Annotated in this window: 13 protein-coding genes; all 13 read left to right on the forward strand. The window is 69.8% G+C overall.

Going from position 1 to position 18,639, the window contains the following annotated elements:
• Nucleotides 1-387 precede the first annotated feature (387 nt).
• The 13 genes from HMPREF0731_RS01730 (at nucleotide 388) to HMPREF0731_RS26315 (ending at nucleotide 18,599) form a co-directional block, all read left to right on the forward strand.
• Nucleotides 388-1,656: a S1C family serine protease gene (locus tag HMPREF0731_RS01730; RefSeq protein ID WP_245538222.1), complete on the forward strand. Its 1,269-nt coding sequence runs from the start codon at nucleotides 388-390 to the stop codon at nucleotides 1,654-1,656.
• An 8-nt stretch (nucleotides 1,657-1,664) separates the two neighbouring features.
• Complete coding sequence (locus HMPREF0731_RS01735) at nucleotides 1,665-2,141, forward strand: phosphate-starvation-inducible PsiE family protein (protein ID WP_245538223.1); 477 nt, start codon at nucleotides 1,665-1,667, stop codon at nucleotides 2,139-2,141.
• A 37-nt stretch (nucleotides 2,142-2,178) separates the two neighbouring features.
• Entirely contained in the window at nucleotides 2,179-4,047 is a 1,869-nt protein-coding gene (gene ftsH / locus HMPREF0731_RS01740; protein WP_007002274.1) for an ATP-dependent zinc metalloprotease FtsH, read from the forward strand.
• Nucleotides 4,047-6,863 carry an ATP-dependent Clp protease ATP-binding subunit gene (locus HMPREF0731_RS01745; protein WP_007002275.1) on the forward strand — a complete coding sequence of 939 codons (2,817 nt, stop codon included), beginning with the start codon at nucleotides 4,047-4,049 and terminating at the stop codon, nucleotides 6,861-6,863. The genes ftsH and HMPREF0731_RS01745 overlap by 1 nt, the downstream gene beginning before the upstream one ends.
• A gap of 14 nt (nucleotides 6,864-6,877) precedes the next feature.
• Nucleotides 6,878-7,441 (forward strand): ETC complex I subunit, encoded by a 564-nt coding sequence (locus tag HMPREF0731_RS23510; protein WP_083854412.1) that lies wholly within the window; start codon nucleotides 6,878-6,880, stop codon nucleotides 7,439-7,441.
• 295 nt (nucleotides 7,442-7,736) lie between these two features.
• Nucleotides 7,737-8,219, forward strand: a complete 483-nt coding sequence (locus HMPREF0731_RS01755; RefSeq protein WP_211207878.1) for an Hsp20/alpha crystallin family protein — start codon at nucleotides 7,737-7,739, stop codon at nucleotides 8,217-8,219.
• A gap of 15 nt (nucleotides 8,220-8,234) precedes the next feature.
• On the forward strand, nucleotides 8,235-8,621 hold the full coding sequence (locus tag HMPREF0731_RS01760) for an Hsp20/alpha crystallin family protein (RefSeq protein WP_007002278.1): 387 nt from the start codon (nucleotides 8,235-8,237) through the stop codon (nucleotides 8,619-8,621).
• 20 nt (nucleotides 8,622-8,641) lie between these two features.
• Nucleotides 8,642-9,145 carry an Hsp20/alpha crystallin family protein gene (locus tag HMPREF0731_RS01765; RefSeq protein ID WP_007002279.1) on the forward strand — a complete coding sequence of 168 codons (504 nt, stop codon included), beginning with the start codon at nucleotides 8,642-8,644 and terminating at the stop codon, nucleotides 9,143-9,145.
• 77 nt (nucleotides 9,146-9,222) lie between these two features.
• A complete protein-coding gene (locus HMPREF0731_RS01770; protein WP_040611835.1) occupies nucleotides 9,223-10,155 on the forward strand; it encodes a zinc metalloprotease HtpX in 933 nt (310 codons plus the stop codon).
• 567 nt (nucleotides 10,156-10,722) lie between these two features.
• Nucleotides 10,723-13,386, forward strand: coding sequence for a type I restriction endonuclease subunit R (locus HMPREF0731_RS01775; RefSeq protein WP_245538224.1), 2,664 nt, complete (start codon nucleotides 10,723-10,725; stop codon nucleotides 13,384-13,386).
• Nucleotides 13,387-13,388: 2 nt separating this feature from the next.
• Complete coding sequence (locus tag HMPREF0731_RS23005) at nucleotides 13,389-14,831, forward strand: restriction endonuclease subunit S (RefSeq protein WP_007002282.1); 1,443 nt, start codon at nucleotides 13,389-13,391, stop codon at nucleotides 14,829-14,831.
• Nucleotides 14,828-16,279 (forward strand): type I restriction-modification system subunit M, encoded by a 1,452-nt coding sequence (locus HMPREF0731_RS01785; RefSeq protein ID WP_007002283.1) that lies wholly within the window; start codon nucleotides 14,828-14,830, stop codon nucleotides 16,277-16,279. Before HMPREF0731_RS23005 ends, HMPREF0731_RS01785 begins: the two co-directional genes overlap by 4 nt.
• 28 nt (nucleotides 16,280-16,307) lie before the next feature.
• Nucleotides 16,308-18,599 (forward strand): CHAT domain-containing protein, encoded by a 2,292-nt coding sequence (locus tag HMPREF0731_RS26315; protein ID WP_007002284.1) that lies wholly within the window; start codon nucleotides 16,308-16,310, stop codon nucleotides 18,597-18,599.
• Nucleotides 18,600-18,639: the final 40 nt, after the last annotated feature.

Below are 18,639 nucleotides of genomic sequence, written 5' to 3' on the forward strand. Positions count from 1 at the left end.
CAATCCGGCAAGTTCAGCGCGGCGGCAACCGGTGATGCCGACCAGCCAGCACGGATCGCAGCCACGGTCTTCCGCTCGAACGCTTCAGGAGAGCTCAGGCGCCGGTTCACATCGTTCACCATGATCACCTCCGGGCCCTTCACCCTATCAGAGGTGTCCGCTCAGTCGGGATGGGCCCAGGCAAGGATTCCGGCGCGCGTCTGGTCGCTCATCTGTCCTGCGACGACCATCATGACGACCGGGCGGCCCAGGCCATCGCAGACGGCGTGGAGTCTGGAGTTCAGCCCACCCTTGGTGCGGCCGTTGCACCGATCAGGCGCGCCCTTTGAGGAGGTTGGCGGCGGTGATGACGCACGGCGGCGTGACCATGGTGAGTGAAGCGAGCCGGTGCGCCCGCGCCTGGCGAACAATGGCGTGCCGCGGCCAAGTTTGCCTCTTTCGCGGGCGCACGGATGGGGGCATGCTTGCAGTGCTGAGGCGTCTTGGAACTTGAAATTCAGATCCAGGCGCACCCATCCGGAGTGGCTCCCTTTGCACGATGGTCGTTTCCTGTTCCGGACCCTGATCCTGACGGGTGCGGTGCTGCTCATGATGGCGGCCTGGCAGAGCATCCCGCTCATCCAGGCCGAACTCCTCGCCAGCCGGGCGGAGCCGCGCGCCGTCACTCCGCGCGGCGACCTCGCCGAGGATGAGCGCTCGACCATCGCGCTCTTCGAGCAGGCCCGCGGTTCGGTCGTCTTCATCGCCACCACCGAGCGGCTGGTGAACCCCTGGACGCGCAACGCGCTGCAGGTGCCGCGGGGCACCGGCTCGGGCTTCGTCTGGGACCATCTCGGGCATATCGTGACCAACGACCATGTCGTGGCCGGCGCCTCGGCCGCCGTGGTCCGCCTCGCCGATGGGCGCGCCTACGACGCCGTCCTGGTCGGCACCAGCCCGGCGCATGACCTCGCCGTGCTGCGGATCGGGGTCGGCACCGGCCGGCCCGAGCCGCTGCCCATCGGCACCAGCCACGACCTCCGCGTCGGGCAGAAGGTCTTCGCCATCGGCAATCCCTTCGGCCTCGACTGGACGCTCACCACCGGCATCATCTCCGCCCTCAACCGCGAACTGCCGACCGAGACCGGGGCGGTGATCGAGCGCCTGATCCAGACCGATGCCGCGATCAATCCGGGCAATTCGGGCGGCCCGCTGCTCGACTCCGCGGGCCGTCTGATCGGCGTGAACACGGCGATCTACAGCCCCTCCGGCGCCTCGGCCGGGATCGGCTTCGCGGTGCCGGTGGACACGGTCAACCGCGTGGTGCCGCGGCTGATCGCGCAGGGGCGCTACATCCGCCCCTCGCTTGGCATCCGCGCGGAGGAGCAGCTGAACGCGGCGCTCGCGGCGAGGCTCGGCATCGAGGGGGTCTTCGTGCTCGACGTGGAGCCGGGATCGGCGGCGGAACGGGCCGGCATCCGGCCGGCGCGGCTGTCGCGCGAAGCCGGCTTCCGCACCGGCGACGTGATCCTCGCGATCGACGGGCGCCCGCTGCGCCGCGCGACGGAACTGCTGGCCGAACTCGATCGCCGCGCGCCGGGGGATGTCGTGACGCTCACGCTCCTGCGGGACGGCGCGCGCCTCGACCTCACCGTCACACTGGACGCCGGCCGATGAAGGATCCCATGCCCCCGCTGCGCAGTCTCGCCCTGTGGCGCACGCTCAGCCTCTATGAGCGTTTCGAGCAGGTGGTCGTCTTCGTCCTGACGCTGCTGATCGCGCTGATCGTCGTCGCCGCCCTGTGGAGCCTGCTGAAGCTCGTCGTGACATCCCTGCTGCTCGTGAACATCCTCGATCCCACCGATCCTGCGGTGTTCCAGGCGTTGTTCGGGGCGATCTTCACGGTCGTCATCGCGCTCGAGTTCAAGCGTTCGCTGCTGGTTGTGGTCGAGCGCCGCTTCGGCATCGTGCAAGTGCGTGCGGTTGTGATGATCGCCATGCTTGCCGTAGTGCGGAAGTTCATCATCCTCGATCTCGGCACGACCGAGCCGATGAAGCTGCTCGCCTTGGGCGCGGCGATGCTGGCGCTCGGCATCGTCTACTGGCTGGTGCGCGACCAGGACCGGCGCGAAGCCGAGGCCGCCGAGGAGCGGGCGTCATGACCGCGCAGCCTGTTGCGAACTGGTCTCGGGGGATGCCGTGAACAAGCAGCAGCAATACAACACCTGGTACTGGATCGGCGCGCTGCTCCTGCTGCTGATGTTCCAGGGCTGGTGGCAGGGCGCGAGCGTCACCGAACGCATCCCCTATTCGCGCTTCCTCGAACTCCTCGAACAGGACCGCATCGCCGAGGTGCAGGTGCGGCCCGAGAGCATCCTCGGCCGCTACCGCGAGCCGATCGAGGGGCGCACGCATTTCCTGACCACGATCGTGCCCGAGGACCTCACCCGGCGGCTCGAGCAGTCGCGCGCGCGCTTCGACGGCACCATCACCAACACCTTCCTCAACAACCTCCTCTCCTGGGTGGTCCCGGTCATCGTCTTCTTCGCGCTGTGGATGTTCGTCTTCCGCCGCATCGCCGAGAAGCAGGGCTTCGGCGGGCTGATGTCGGTCGGCAAGTCCAAGGCGAAGGTCTATGTCGAGAAGGACACGGGTGTGACCTTCGACGACGTGGCCGGGATCGACGAGGCCAAGGCCGAACTCCGCGAGATCGTGGATTTCCTGAAGCAGCCGGAGAGATACGGCCGGCTCGGCGCGCGCATCCCCAAGGGCATCCTGCTGGTCGGCCCGCCGGGCACCGGCAAGACGCTGGTCGCCCGCGCCATCGCCGGCGAGGCGGGGGTCTCCTTCTTCTCGATCTCCGGCTCGGAATTCGTGGAGATGTTCGTGGGCGTGGGCGCCGCGCGCGTGCGCGACCTGTTCGAGCAGGCGCGCAAGGCCGCCCCCTGCATCATCTTCATCGACGAGCTCGATGCGCTCGGCAAGCGGCGCGGCGCGGGCGCCTTTGGCGGCGGCCATGACGAGAAGGAGCAGACGCTCAACCAGCTGCTGACCGAGCTCGACGGCTTCGACCCGCGCGAGGGCATCGTGCTGCTCGCCGCTACCAACCGCCCCGAGATCCTCGACCCCGCGCTGCTGCGCGCCGGGCGCTTCGACCGCCAGGTGGTGGTGGACCGCCCCGACAAGGGCGGTCGCGCCGCCATCCTGCGCGTGCATCTGAAGAAGGTGAAGCATGAGGGGCTCGATCTCGAGCAGATCGCGGCGCTCACGCCGGGCTTCTCGGGCGCGGAGCTTGCGAACCTCGTGAACGAGGCGGCGATCCAGGCGACACGGCGCGGTGCCGAGGCGGTGACCATGGCCGACGTCACCGCCGCGATCGAGCGCATCGTCGCCGGCCTTGAACGCAAGGGGCGCGTGCTCAACCCGAAGGAGCGCGAGGCGGTCGCGTATCACGAGATGGGCCATGCGCTCGCCGCCGCCTCCCTGCCAGGGGCGGATCCGGTGCACAAAGTCTCGATCATCCCGCGCTCGATCGGCGCGCTCGGCTACACCATGACGCGACCGACCGAGGACCGCTTCCTCATCACCCGCCGCGATCTGGAAAGCCGCATGGCGGTGCTGCTCGCCGGCCGCGCGGCGGAGGAGCTGGTGCTCGGCGAGATCTCGACCGGCGCGGCCGACGACCTCGCGCGCGTGACCGACATCGCGCGCCAGATCGTCACGCGCTTCGGCATGCATCCCGGGCTCGGCCAGGCGGTGCTGGAGCCGGAGCGGCAGAGCTTCCTCGGCGAGGGCGTACCGGCGCTGACGCCGCGCGACTATTCGGAGGCGACCGCGCGCGAGGTGGATGTCGCGGTGCGCGAGCTGATCGACACCGCCTATCTGCGCGCCAAGGCGCTGCTCGCGGAGCGCCGGGTCGATCTGGAGGCGGGCACGCGGCTGCTGCTCGAGCGCGAGACCATCACCCCGGATGACTTCCCGCCGCTGCGGCAGGGGGAGTCGGCGGGTGATCGGCGGAACATCACGACGCCGAATGTCACGGCGAACCCAGCGGAGGAGAGGACCTGATGGACGGCAAGTGCGATATCTGCGGACGGCCCGCAACGGTGCGCGTCCGCGCCTCCGTCAACGGGCGGCGGCAGGATCTCGAGCTCTGCGACGAGCACTATCGCGAGGTGCTGCGCCAGCAGGGGCGCACCGCCTCCCCGCTCGAGGCGCTGTTCGGCCGCCATGGCGGCCTGTTCGAGGAGTTCTTCGGCGACCGGCCCTTTGGCAGCCTGCTTGGCGGGCTCGGGCGCGACCTGCCGGCCGCGGAGGAGGACGATGAGGTGGTGGACGCCACCTTCGGCGACGCGGGGGCGGCGGAACCACCGCGCCGCGGTCAGCGCCGCGCCTCGGCCCGACGGGCAGGCGGGGGCCTCGCTGCGCGTATCAGCGAACAAGGCGAGCGCCTGCTGCAGGAGGCGGCGCGGCACGCCGCCGAGTGGGGCCGGCCGGAGGTGGACACCGAACACCTTCTGCTGGCCCTGACCGGCTCCGAGGTGGTGCGCACCGTCCTCGGCCAGTTCAAGATCTCGGCCGAACAGCTGCGCGCCCAGATCGAGCAGGAGGCCAAGCGCGATAAGGCGCCCCATGAAGGCGAGGTCGGCGTCGCGCCGCGCGTCAAGGATGCGCTGAGCCGCGCCTTCGCGGCCTCGACGGATATGGGCCATTCCTATGTCGGGCCGGAGCATCTGCTGATCGGCCTCGCCGAGGAAGGCGAGGGGCTGGCGGCGAACATCCTGCGCAAGCTCGGTCTGACCCCGCAGGCGCTGCGCCAGCAGGTGGCGCGTGTCGTCGGCCGCCAGGGCGCCGAGGAAGGCAAGGCCGAGGCCCCCTCCAACACGCTGGAACTCGACAAGTATTCCCGCGATCTCACGAAGATGGCGCGCGACGGCAAGCTCGACCCGGTGATCGGCCGCGCGCAGGAGATCGAGACCACGATCGAGATCCTGGCCCGGCGCAAGAAGAATAACCCGGTGCTGATCGGCGAGCCTGGCGTGGGCAAGACCGCGATCGTCGAGGGTCTTGCCCAGCGCATCGTGGACGACGAGGTGCCGGAGGCACTGCGCGGCAAGCGGCTGGTGGAGCTGAACATCAACTCGATGGTCGCCGGCTCGAAATACCGTGGCGAATTCGAGGAGCGGGTGCAGAAGATCCTCAAGGAGGTCACCGAGCACCAGGGCGAGATGATCCTGTTCATCGACGAGATTCACACCATCGTCGGCGCCGGCCAGGGCGGCGGCGAAGGGGGGCTCGACATCGCCAACGTGTTCAAGCCGATGCTCGCGCGCGGCGAGCTGAACCTGATCGGCGCGACGACGCTCAACGAATACCAGAAGCACATCGAGAAGGACGCGGCGCTGGAGCGGCGCTTCCAGCCGGTGATGGTGCCCGAGCCGACGGTGGCGCAGGCGATCATGATCCTGCGCGGCCTGCGCGACACCTTCGAGGCGCACCACAAGGTGACGATCACGGACGAGGCGATCATCGCCGCGGCCGAGCTCTCCGACCGCTTCATCCAGGGCCGCTTCCTGCCGGACAAGGCCATTGACCTGATTGACCAGGCGGCGGCGCGGGTGAAGCTCTCGGCCACCGCGCGGCCCGTCGAGGTGCAGGAGATCGAGGCCGAGCTGCACCAGCTCCGGCGCGAGCAGGATTACGCCGCCTCACGCAAGAACTTCGACAAGGCGGCTGAGCTCGGCAAGCAGATCGAGGCGAAGGAGGCGCGCCTCAAGGAACTGACGGAGGCGTGGGAGAAGGAGCGCGCAACCGGCTCGGCCGAGGTCAGGGCAAGCCATGTCGCGCAGATCGTCTCGAAGCTCACCGGCATCCCGGTGAGCGAGCTGACGGAGGCGGAGCGCGAGAAGCTGCTGAAGATGGAGGAACGGCTGCACCAGCGCGTGATCGGCCAGGAGGAGGCGATCAGCGCCGTCTCGGATGCGGTGCGCCTGGCGCGCGCGGGGCTTCGCGAGGGCTCGAAGCCGGTGGCGACCTTCCTCTTCCTCGGCCCGACCGGCGTGGGCAAGACCGAGCTCGCCAAGGCGCTGGCCGAGGTGGTCTATGGCGACGAGAACGCGCTGCTGCGCATCGACATGTCGGAATACATGGAACGCCACGCGGTCGCCCGCCTGGTCGGCGCGCCGCCGGGCTATGTCGGCTATGACGAGGGCGGGCAGCTCACCGAGAAGGTGCGGCGCAAGCCCTATTCCGTGATCCTGCTCGACGAGATCGAGAAGGCGCATCCGGATGTCTACAACGTGCTGCTGCAGGTTTTCGACGACGGGCGGCTGACCGACGGGAAGGGCCGGGTGGTGGACTTCACCAACACCATCATCATCGCCACCTCGAATCTCGGCGCGGACCGCATCCAGAAGCGGCTGCACCTGCGCGGGACGATGGCGGAGCAGCCTGACAAGCTGAAGGCCGAGCTGATGGAGGTGCTTCGCGGGCATTTCCGGCCCGAATTCCTGAACCGCATAGACGAGATCATCGTCTTCCACGCGCTCTCGAAGGCAGAGATCCGGCAGATCGTGCTGCTGCAGCTCGAGCGGGTGAAGCGCACTGCCGCCAGCCAGGGCGTGAGCCTCGAGTTCGATGAGAGCTTGATCGCGATGCTCGCCGCCGAGGGCTACCGGCCCGAATACGGCGCGCGGGAGCTCAAGCGCCAGATCCGCAGCCTGGTGGAGACGCGCCTTGCCCGCGCCATGCTGGGCGGAGAGGTCGCGAAGGGCGATGCGGTGACGCTGCGCTGGGATGCGGGGGCGGAGAAGGTGGTGATCGAGCCGCGGACGGCGGCTGCGCCCTCGCAGGCGCCCGCGGAAGCGACTGGTGCAGCGGGATAGCCAGGAAACGGGGCATGACGCGGGGCCTCTTTGCGCCCGGCAGGGCTCCGCCATCCAGCGGCGACGCGGTCGGCTCGCGCCGGGACGGCACGCATGTAGCCGTGCCACTTCTGCGGCCAGGCGGCGGCAGCCTCGCCGGGCCGTGGAGCAGACCGCCGGTGCGCATCTACCAGCCGAGCCGTTCGGTCCTTCAATCGGGATCCGGGCGCGGGGAGTGGCTGCTCGAATTCCCCCCATCGGCGCCGCCACTCCGTGACCCGCTGACCGGCTGGATTGGCAGTGCCGATCCGCTCGCCCAACTCAGGCTGCGCTTTCCCGACAGGGAGAGCGCGGTGGCCTTCGCTGAACGGCATGGATGGCCGCATGAGGTGGTGGAGCCTGCCCCCCGCGGGCTTCGCTACCGGAGCTATGCCGAGCAGCTCCGGTGCGACCTCAGTGGCGCGATCGCCCGCGTGCAGCCCTGGCTTGCGCCGGGACCCCTGGCCACTGGGCCCGCGGAGGATCCCGTCGAGCGGGCCAGCCGCGACTCCTTTCCCGCCAGCGATCCCCCCGCATGGACTGGAACGCAGATCGCCTGAGACGATCGCAGCCCCCGATAAACCGCCGCTTCTGCGCTGCGGCCCCGGCATCGGGTCTGCAACACCGGCGCGCTGGATCGTAGGCCGAAGGCCCGCCCACACGCACGCGAATGTCAGTATTGCACGCTGCGCATGACTGCCGCCTTGAAGACGCCCGCTGCCACTCCCCAATCCATCCCGTGAACGCCCAAGCGGGGTTCGCAGATTGACGGGTCTGGCCGTGACGGCAGACCGCTGGAGGTCCGCCGCGAACAGGGGACCATATCTGGCGCCGTGACCATGCAGGGCATGACACATGCCCCGGGCCGACTTCCGTCATGGCGGGCCGCGCGGGCCGCGAAAGGAGGAAGTCATGCCTTTGCCCATGACCGTCTATCCCGCCGATCCCTTCGCCCTGTTGCGCCGCGTCAGCGACGCGCTGGATCGCGTGGCCTTTGCCGGGCCGGCGCCGGCCTTTCCGGCGGTGAATGTCTGGCAGAATGACGAGGCAGCGGCGATCGTCGCCGAACTTCCCGGCGTCGGGCCGCAGGACATTGAGATCACCGTCAAGGAGGATGTCCTGACCATTTCGGGCGAGCGCCGTGCCCCCGAACTGCCCGAGCATGCAGAATGGCTCCGGCGCGAGCGTGCCTATGGCCGCTTCAGCCGCGCGATCCGCCTGCCCTTCCGGGTGGATCCGGACCAGGTGGACGCACGCTTCACCGACGGCGTGCTGCGGATCGCGGTGCGCCGCCCCGAGGCGGACCGCCCGCAGCGGATCGCCATCAAGGCCGGCTGAAAGGAGGTGTCTGAGATGACGATGGAACTCGCTTCCACCCCCGCCGCCGCCCCAGAAGCGGCCCGCAACACGCCCGTCTGGCGCCCGCTCGCCGACATCCAGCAGACGCGGGAGGGCATCGTGCTGATGCTGGAGATGCCGGGCGTCGCACCGGAGGATGTGGACATCACGCTGGAGCGCCGGGTGCTGACCATCCGCGGCCGGGGCCGCCAGCCCGAACCGGAGGCGCTGCGCGCGGTGCATCGGGAATACGAGCCCGGCGACTATGAGCGCGCCTTCACGCTCTCGGAGGACTTCGACGAGAGCCGCATCGAGGCGACCGTGAAGGATGGCGTGCTGACGCTCAGGCTGCCGCGCGCGGCCGAGGCCCGGCCGCGGACGATCCGCGTCAGCGCCGCCTGAAGCAAGCAGGAGAACCTAGTATGCAAATCAAAGATCTGATCCCCTGGGCTCGCAAGGGCGAGGCTTCCGAGGGCAAGACGAACGAGACGAACCCCATCGCCTCCCTGCAGCGGGAAATGAACCAGGTGTTCGAGAACTTCTGGACCCGCTTCGGCCGGCCCTTCGGCACGCTCGACTGGCCCTGGGGCCAGTCGGAGGCGAAGTCCGACGTGGTGCAGACCGACAATGCGGTCGAGATCTCCATCGAACTGCCGGGGATGGAGATGAAGGACATCGAGGTCTCGGTCGCCGACGACATGCTGACCGTGAAGGGCGAGAAGCGGATCGAGCGGCAGGAGGAGAAGAAGGGCTACTATCTCTCCGAGCGCAGCTACGGTTCCGTCTATCGCGCGATCCCGCTGCCACCCGGCGTTGACGGCAGCAAGGCCGAGGCCTCGTTCAAGAACGGCGTGCTGACCCTCCGCCTGCCGCAGACGCCCGAGGCCCAGGCCAAGGTCCGGCGCGTCGAGGTGAAGGCCGGCTGACCGGCTGAGCAGGCTGCCCTCGCGGCAGCCTGCCCGTGCTTGACCGCGGCATCCGACCTGGCGCATCTGCACGGCGCATGTCGCCCTCCCTGCTCCATCGCCTCAACAACCTCGCGCAGGCGGCGCTCATCCTCGCGGGGATGGGGCTGCTGGTGTGGCTGATGGTCCGGCTTGTCGCCGGACCGGACTTGGCACTGGTGGCGCTGCTGGTCGCGCTCGGGACCATGCTGGCGGCGCCGGCCGTGCCGCGGCGTGCGCTGCTTTCGGCCTATCGGGCGCGCCGCCTCGATGCCGCGGCCTTCCCGGACGGGACCGCCATGCTGGCGGCGATATCGCGCCGCGCGGCGCTGCCGCGAACGCCCGAACTCTGGTACGTCCCGAGCCGTCTGCCGAACGCCTTCGCCATGGGCCGGCCGGAGGACAGCGCCATCTGCGTGACCGATGGGCTGCTGCGGCTGCTGGACCGGCGCGAGCTCGCCGCGGTGCTCGCGCATGAGGTGGCGCACATCGCCCATCGCGACCTGTGGATCATGGGGCTGGCGGATGCGATGTCGCGCCTCGTCTCCATCGCCTCCTGGGTGGGCCAGCTCGTCCTGCTCCTGAACCTGCCGATGCTCGCGGCCGGTCTCGCGGTCGTGCCCTGGAGCGTGGTGCTGCTGCTGGTCTTCTCGCCGACCGTGATGGCGCTGTTGCAACTGGCCTTGTCGCGGTCGCGCGAATTCGACGCAGATCTCGGCGCCGCCCGCCTGACCGGCGATCCGGAGGGGCTGATCTCCGCGCTGCTCAAGCTCGAGCGTCGCACCGGCCGCTTCTGGGAGGAGATCTTCCTGCCTGGACGCCGGATACCGGAGCCTTCGCTGCTGCGCACTCATCCGCAAACCGACACCCGCGTGGCGCGGCTGCGCAGTTTGGTCGTGTCGCGGCAGGAGGGCTTCATGTCAGGAAAGGGCTGGCAGCCACCTACGCAGCCTGCCTATCCGAGATTTCACCGGAGTGGATATTTCTATTGATCTTGGCTGGAGGGTAAGTTTTCTGCGTTCAAATATTGATTCCCGCAGGTCTTCAGATGCGGCGTCGCTCTCGCAGCCTGGCACCATTTGGCCCAGAGAATTTCGTTTCCCGGTTCCCACCGCTGCTCCAGTCGATCTTCCGAACCACATTCTCCGTTGTGACGTCACCCGGCGGAATCGCGGCCTTCCGCCACGTTTTCCGTGCGCACCTTGGGACTTCGAGTGGGGTTGCGAGCCCCGGCGTGCGTCTCTCTCCGGGCTTTTCTCTCCGGACCTCGGGACCTGCCCGATCCAGCCTACAAGCCTCAACCCGTTGTTCTGCTTCATCTTTGCGGTGTCGCAGGGCTTGGATATTCAGCAACTGCTTCGCTCGGGCGAACGCCTCGGACACCTGAATCCAGCACGCCTCAGGCGCCAGCCCCTCGAAATCTCCCGATCCTGTGTTACCCTTCCGGTATGGATGGCCAGGAGCGCGGGCGCCGCGACGCAGCCCCAGAGGCACGGGCGCGACAGATCATTGATGCCGGCCTCGCGGCCGCGGGCTGGATCGTCCAGGACCGCGCCGAAGTGAACCTGCACGCCGGCCCCGGCATCGCCGTGCGCGAGACCCCGACCGCCACAGGCCCCGCCGACTATCTGCTCTTCCTCGATGGCCGCGCCTGCGGCGTGCTGGAGGCGAAGCCCGAGGGCACGACCCTCTCAGGCGTCGTGCGTCAGGGCGACGACTACACGCGCGCAGCCCCGGCCAGGTATCCCGCCTGGGCCGACCCGCTGCCCTTCGTCTATGTCTCCTCGGGCGCCGAGACCCTGTTCCAGGACGCCCGCGACCCGCTCGCCCGCCCGCGGCGTGTCTTCGCCCTGCACCGGCCCGAGACGCTGTGCACCATGTTCGCGGCCGGCAGCAGCCTTCGCGCCCGTCTGAGCACCCTGCCGCCGCTCGACCCGACGCGCCTGCGCCCCTGCCAGGCCGAGGCCATCGCCGGCGTCGAAGCATCCCTAGCGCAGGGTAAGCCCCGCGCCCTGGTCTCCATGGCGACCGGCGCCGGCAAGACCTACACCGCCTGCGCCCTCACCCACCGCCTGCTGTCCCCGCCCGCCCGCATGGGCCGGGTGCTGTTCCTGGTGGACCGCGCCAACCTCGGCACCCAGGCCAAGCGCGAGTTCGACGCCTTCGCCCCCGGCGGCGCTGGCCTGCTGTTCCGCGAGGAGTTCACGGTCCAGCACCTCCAGGGCAGCACCATCGATCCCTCGGCCAGCGTCGTCATTTCCACCGTGCAGCGCCTCTACTCGGTCCTGCGCGGCCAGCCCTTCGATGACGCCGACGACGAGCGCGGCGGCTTCGAGCGCGCCGCCGACGACGCCGAGCGCCCCGTCACCTACAACCCCGCCATCCCGCCCGAGACCTTCGACCTCATCATCGTCGACGAGTGCCACCGCTCCATCTACGGCAACTGGCGCCAGGTGCTGGAATACTTCGACGCCTTCCTCGTCGGCCTCACCGCGACGCCCGGCCGCCACACAATCGGCTTCTTCCAGCAGAACCTGGTCAGCCAGTATCCCTTCGAGCGCTCCGTCGCCGACGGCGTGAACGTGGATTTCGAGGTCTGGCGCGTCCGCACCGAGGTCGGCGAGCGCGGCGGCACCATCCCCGCCGGCTTCACCGTCCCGCACCGCGACAAGGAGACGCGCCGCCGCCGCCTCGCCGCGCTGGACGAAGACCTGCCCTACACTCCCGGCCAGTTGAACCGCGCCGTGGAGGTGCCGAACCAGATCCGCACTGTGCTGCAGGCCTATCGCGACGCCCTGCCAACCCAGCTCTTCCCCGGCCGGCAGGAGGTGCCGAAGACCCTCATCTTCTGCCAGTCCGACAGCCACGCAGAGACGGTGACCGAGATCGCGCGCGAGGTCTTCGGCGGCGATGCCCGCTTCGCCCAGAAGATCACCTATCGCGCTACCGGCCGCAGCGGGCAGGAGCTGATCCAGGACTTCCGGACCGACCACCTGTTCCGCATCGCCACCACGGTGGACATGGTCGCCACCGGCACGGACATCAAACCGCTGGAGGTCGTGATCTTCCTGCGCGACGTCCGCAGCGCCCAGTATTTCGAGCAGATGCGCGGCCGCGGCGCCCGCACCATCCTGCCCACCGACCTGCAACGCGCCACGCCCTCCGCCGAGCGGAAGGACCGCTTCATCATCGTGGACGCGGTCGGCGTGACGGAGAGCGTGAAGACGCCGACCGAGCCGCTAGAGCGCGACCGCACCCTCAGCCTGGAAGCTCTGCTGGAGCGCGTCGCCTTCGGCCACACCGACGAGGACACCTGCGCGACCCTTGCCGGCCGCCTAGCCCGCCTGGAACGCCGCCTGCCCGACCCCGCCCGCGCCGAGCTGAGGCAGACTGCCGGGGGTGCCACCCTGACCGACCTTGCCCGCGCCCTGGTGGACGCCGCCGACCCCGTCCGCATCGAGGCCCGCGCGCGGGAGGCCGGCGCCGCGACGTCCGACGACGAAGCCGCATGGGACGCCGCCGCCGAGGCTCTGCGCGCCGAGGCCTGCCGGCCGCTCGCCGCAAACCCCGCCCTGCGCCGCACCATCCTGGAGGCGCAGCGCCAGAACGAAATCATCGTGGACGAGCTGACGGCCGACGCCGTGCTCTCCGCCGATTTCGACCTGAACCGCGCGACCGAGATCACCGAGCGCTTCGGCCGCTTCCTGGCGGAGGAAGCCGACCAGCTTGCCGCGCTGGCGATCCTCTACGCCCGGCCGCATGCGCAGCGCCGCCTGACCTACGCGATGCTGCAGGAGCTGCGCGCGGCCATGGCGCGCCCGCCCTGGCTGCTGGACGACAAGGCGGTGTGGGCGTGCTACCGGCGCCTGCATGCGGGGCAGACCCGCGCGCCAGCCGGGCTACTGACCGACCTGGTGGGGCTGGTGCGCTACGCCATAGGGGCGCGCGCGGTGCTGGCCCCCTTCGCGCCGGATGTGAACCGCAATTTCGAGCTATGGCTCGGCCGCGAGAAGAAGGCCGGGCGCGACTACACCGAGGCGCAGATGGAGTGGCTGCGGCTGATGAAGGACTGGGCGGCGAGCAATGTGGAACTGACGCTGGCCGATCTGCGCGAGGCCTCGGATTTCTCGTCGCGCGGCGGCACCGCGCGGGCGCGCGCGCTGTTCGGCGCGGAGCGGCTGCCGGCGCTGGTGGATGACCTGACCGATGCGCTGGTGGCGTGAGCATGGATGCTCTGCCGACTGAGGGGCTGCCGGCGGGCTGGGCGCACACAACGCTCGGCGAGGTCGCCGGCGAACCACGGGCCCGGGTCCCTGCCGATGCGAAGAGCAACCTGCCGTTTGTCGGCTTGGAGCACATCGCGCCGCACGCCTTGCGCCCGCATGGGTTCGGCCGCTTCGGTGACATGCGGAGTGCTGCGTCACCCTTCACGCCGGGCGACGTCCTCTACGCGCGGATGCGACCCTACTTGAACAAGGTCTGGCACGCGGATCGCGAGGGCGTTGCCTCTGCGGAGTTCCTGGTTCTCCCGCGATCTGGTCGCGTGCACCCCGACTTTCTTGCGCTGCTTCTCCACCATCGGCCTTTTGTGGAGTTCGCGCGCCATGCGTCGTCGGGCGACCGGCCACGCGTCGAGTGGGCCGACATTTCCAAGTATCCCATCGCGCTGCCACCACGAGCCGAGCAGGACCGCATCGTCACCGCGGTGAACGCGCTGTTCGACGAGGTGGAGGCCGGCGAAGCCTCGCTGGCGCGGGCGCGCGAGGGTCTGACGCAGTTCCGCACCAGCCTCCTCCACGCCGCCTGCACCGGCGCCCTCACCGCCGATTGGCGCACTGCCAACCCGACGAATCAAACCGCTGCCGATCTGCTGGCCGAAGTCGCGGCGTGGCGCGCCGCGCGAGGATTGAAGCCGCTCGCCGCAGCAAGCGCTGTAGGTACGGCGACGCTGCCGACCCTGCCGGAAGGCTGGATCTGGGCGTCGCTGCCGCAGCTCGGCGAGTTCGGCCGCGGCAAGTCGAAGCACCGCCCGCGCGACGACGCACGACTCTACGGTGCTGCGATGCCCTTCATCCAGACTGGAGAGGTCAGCCGCAGCCGGGGTCGAATCACATCCTGGTCCAGGATGTATAGCGATTTCGGCGTTGCGCAGAGCAAGGTCTGGCCCGCCGGGACCGTGTGCATCACCATCGCAGCGAACATCGCCGCTTCGGGAATCCTGACGTTCGACGCGTGCTTCCCCGACAGCGTCGTGGGCTTGGTCACGCCGCACGCAGCGCTTGCACGCTATGTCGAGCTGTTCATGCAGACGGCGCGTGCCAACCTGGAAGCTTACGCTCCGGCTACAGCACAGAAGAACATCAACCTAGAAATTCTCAACACCGTCGCCGTGCCCTTGCCTCCCCTTATGGAGATCGAGGCCATCGTTCGTGCCGTCGACGATGTGCATACGGAGGCCGTCGAGCCAGTGGGCACAATTGCTGACGGCTCCGCCCTCCGCCAATCCATCCTCCACGCCGCCTTTACCGGCCGCCTCGTCCCGCAAGACCCGGCCGACGAGCCCGCCGCCGTCCTGCTCGCGCGCCTCCGCGCCGCGCCGGCTGTGGCACGCCGTTCCCGTGCGCGTCGCACCTCAACGCAGCCCGACCTGATCGAGACACCAGCATGAGCGATACCGAGAACGTCCTGACCGCAAAGGTCTGGAACCTCGCCCATGTGATGAACAACGCCGGCGTCGGCTCCGGCGACTATGTGGAGCAGGTCACCTATCTGCTGTTCCTCAAGCTCGACACGGAGCGGGAGGAAGACGGCTTGCCCTCCCTGCTGCCGGAGGAATGCCGTTGGGCGCGCCTCGCCGCCCTCTCCGGCCGCGAACTCGCGCAGCACTACGCTCGCACGCTGGAGACGCTCGCTGGCCAGCCCGGGCTCGTCGGCACCATCTACACCCGCGCCCGCAACACTATCGAGGAACCGGCCCACCTGCACCGCCTGGTGCGGATGATCGGCGCGGAGAACTGGTCGGGGTTCGGCGTCGACGTGAAGGGCGCGATCTACGAGAGCCTGCTGGAACGCACCGCCTCCGACACCAAGTCCGGCGCCGGCCAGTATTTCACCCCGCGCCCCGTCATCCAGGCCTGTGTTGAGGTGGTGGACCCCAGGCCCGGCCAGACCATTTGCGACCCCGCCTGCGGCACCGCCGGTTTCCTCCTCGCCGCCTTCGAGCACATGCGCCAGAAGCCCGAGGCGCGCGACCGCGAGACGGGGCGCAGGATGCGGGAGGAAGGCTTCACCGGCTACGACATCGTCGCCGGCGTCGCGCGGCTCGCCGCCATGAACCTCTACCTGCATGGCCTCGGCCGCGCCGACGTCACGCCGATCCACCGCGCGGACGCGCTGCTGGCCGATCCGGGCCGGCGCTGGGACGTGATCCTGACCAACCCGCCCTTCGGCCGCCGCCAGTCCATCCAGGTCTTCACCGGTGACGGCGAGGCGGAGACGGAGCGCGAGGACTACCAGCGCCCCGACTTCAATGTCACCACCGGCAACAAGCAGCTCAACTTCGTCCAGCACATCATGACCGTGCTGGCGCCGGGCGGCGTCGCCGCCGTGGTGCTGCCCGACAACGTGCTGTTCGAGGGCGGCGCCGGCGAGAAGATCCGCCGCCGCCTGCTCGACGAGTTCGAGTGCCACACCCTGCTGCGCCTGCCGACCGGCATCTTCTATCGCCAGGGCGTGAAGGCGAACGTGCTGTTCTTCGAGGCCCGCCCGCGCCGCAAGACCCCCTGGACCGAGGCCCTCTGGGTCTACGACCTCCGCACCAACAAGCGCTTCACCCTGAAGGAACGCCCTCTGCGCGACGCCGACATGGCGGAGTTCGTGAGCCTGGCGAAGCTCTCCGACCGCGCGAAGCGCCAGGAGACGGAGCGCTTCAAGCGCTTCACCTACGCCGAGCTGGCCGCACGCGAGAAGCTGGACCTGAACCTGACCTGGCTGCGCGAGGACGGCGCCACCGACCCCGCCAGCCTGCCGCCGCCCGCCGAGATCGCCGCCAGCATCGCCGAGGACCTGGAGACGGCGTTGGCGCGCTTCCGCGCCGTTGCGGCCCGCCTATCGTGAGGGCGGTCCCTTTGGCAGCCCGCGCGCGATGAACGTAGACGGCCCGGCGGCGGACGCCGGTGCGTTCGCAAGCCTCGATCCCCGGCTGTTCTTCTTCGTCACCGTCCCGGACCACGCGCCGGCGGAGGCCACCCCACTCACGGGCTTCGCGCCGAGCTTGCTCCTATCTACCTCCCTACTCCGCGCGGTGAGCCTCCTGCCGTCGCACGTCCTCGAACCGCTGCCGGAGCACCACGCCAGCCTGCCTGCGCGCCACGCGAACGGGTTGGGCGGGCCCTACTGGATCCCCATCTCCCCGCGGGCACTGCGGTCGGAGCCGCCGCTCGCAGAGGCGCCCTTCGCCTTCGTCCTCCTCGGGCCCGGCGAGGACGCGGGCGACTACCGTGCGTGGGCGGGCGCGGGCCCGTGCCGGCCATGCCTCGTCGCAGAGACGGGCGGGGATCTCACCTGGGCCGATCTCCACCTCGAGGGCATCCGGTCCTGGATGCTCGCCGCCTGCGATCGCCTCGTCGCCGCCGCACCCGGGACGGCCGCGGCGGGCGACGCCATGCGGGCGCGGGACGCGATCGAGGGGTGGCGGCCTCGTGTCCTGCGTACGCCGCCGTTCCGAGTTGGCGGCCACAACGCCGTCGCACCCAACGTGAGCGCCCTGCATGCGGCCTTCGGCTACGACGATCCGGTGGACGGGCCCTTCCGGGAGATCGGCAACGGCGACGGACCCTACGTGGAGGCGATCGCGCGCACGGCGAGCCTCGTCCTGGAGGAGCGTGCCCGGCTCCCACGAACGGCCCTGGACTCGGCCGCACCGCGCCGTCCCTCGCTGACGCTTTTTGCGCCCGCGATGTTCCCCGCCGCGAACCGGCCCCGGCTTAGCGGGCAGCCGTCCCGCGAGGAAGAGAGGCGCTTCGACGTGGCGTGGAGGATGCTCGCGGATCAGCGCGGCTACGGCTTCGAGCTCCGCAATGACGCGGCCGCTTCGGCGATTTTTAGGACGCCGATGGCGGCGTGGCGGAAGCCCGGGTTCCGGCCGGACCCGCATCCGCTCGTGCGGGTGCGGGCGGCGGAGCTGTCGGCCGCGACGGAGGTGATGGCAGCCCTTGCCGCTGCGGATGCCTCCGCCGTGCTGCGTCTGCCGAACGAGGTCAACCGGACGATCGGCGCCGTCCGCCAGTACGCTGAGCACTTCCGCTCCACAGCGCGGCGGGGTGGCAAGACGGCCAAGGCGTTCGCAGCGGCGATGTCGCGGATCACGGCTTCCGTGCCGCAGCGCTTCCGGGAGATCCTGCGCGACGCCGAGGGAGACATCCGCATTGTCGCCGATGCCCACCTGGAGTGGCTGGAGATGGACGGCCTGCCCCTCTGCCTCCGCCGCAACCTGTCGCGCGTGCCAGCCACGCCCGGGAACCTCCTCGTGGGGCAACTGCTCCCGATGCCGCCCGTGTGGCTTACCCCGGAGGCGCTGGGGAATGTGCTCGTCATCGCGGCCCTGAAGCGCGACGATCCCATCGGCCCTATGATGCGCACCGCCCTCGAGGTCAGCGCACCCCAGTGGGAGGACACCATCCGCCTCCGGACGGTGGAGGTGGCGAGCCGCGACGCACTATTGGACGCGCTGCGTCGCTTCGATGGTGCGCTGGTCGTCTTCGACGGACACGGGTCGCACGACCCCGACGGCGCGGCCGTGCTGCACCTGCGCGACGAGCGCTGCGAGGTGTGGGGCCTGCAGCGGCAGCTGCCGAACCCGCCCCCGCTCGTCGTGCTTAGCGCCTGCGACACGCACGCGGCCGACCGCAACCACGCGACCTCCGCCAGCGGCTTCCTGGCGCTGGGGTGCCGGGCCGTGCTCGGCTCCGCGCTGCCCCTGCATGCAGCCGACGCGGCGGCGTTCGTGGCGCGCCTGCTGCTCCGCGTGGCGCGGTTCGTGCCGCCGGCGGTCGGCATTCTCGGAAGGCCCGTCACCTGGACCGAGGTGGTCGGAGGGATGTTGCGCATGCAGGCGATGACCGACTGGCTCCGGGGGCTCGTCAGGGCCGGCGCGCTCCGCGCGGATCAGTACGAGGAGATCGCCGTCTGGGCGAACCTCCAGATCAATGCGGGTGCACCCGATCCGTTTAGCGCGGTCCGCGCGCGCCTCGTCAACGAGGGGCTGTCTGAGGCCGTCGCGGGCCGCATCCTGCGCGAGGCGGTCGCGGCGTCAACCGCGATCAGCTACCTCAATATGGGCCGCCCGGAGACGGTCCTCCTCGACACGGAGGCGGCCATGGCCGCCCGCGCCCGCGACCTGGCGACCGCGGCTCCTTTGCTGCCCCCACCGCCATAACAGTATGACCTTCTGCCATTCGCGGACACGGCACGACGGG

Source organism: Pseudoroseomonas cervicalis ATCC 49957 (genome assembly GCF_000164635.1).
Lineage (GTDB): Bacteria > Pseudomonadota > Alphaproteobacteria > Acetobacterales > Acetobacteraceae > Pseudoroseomonas > Pseudoroseomonas cervicalis.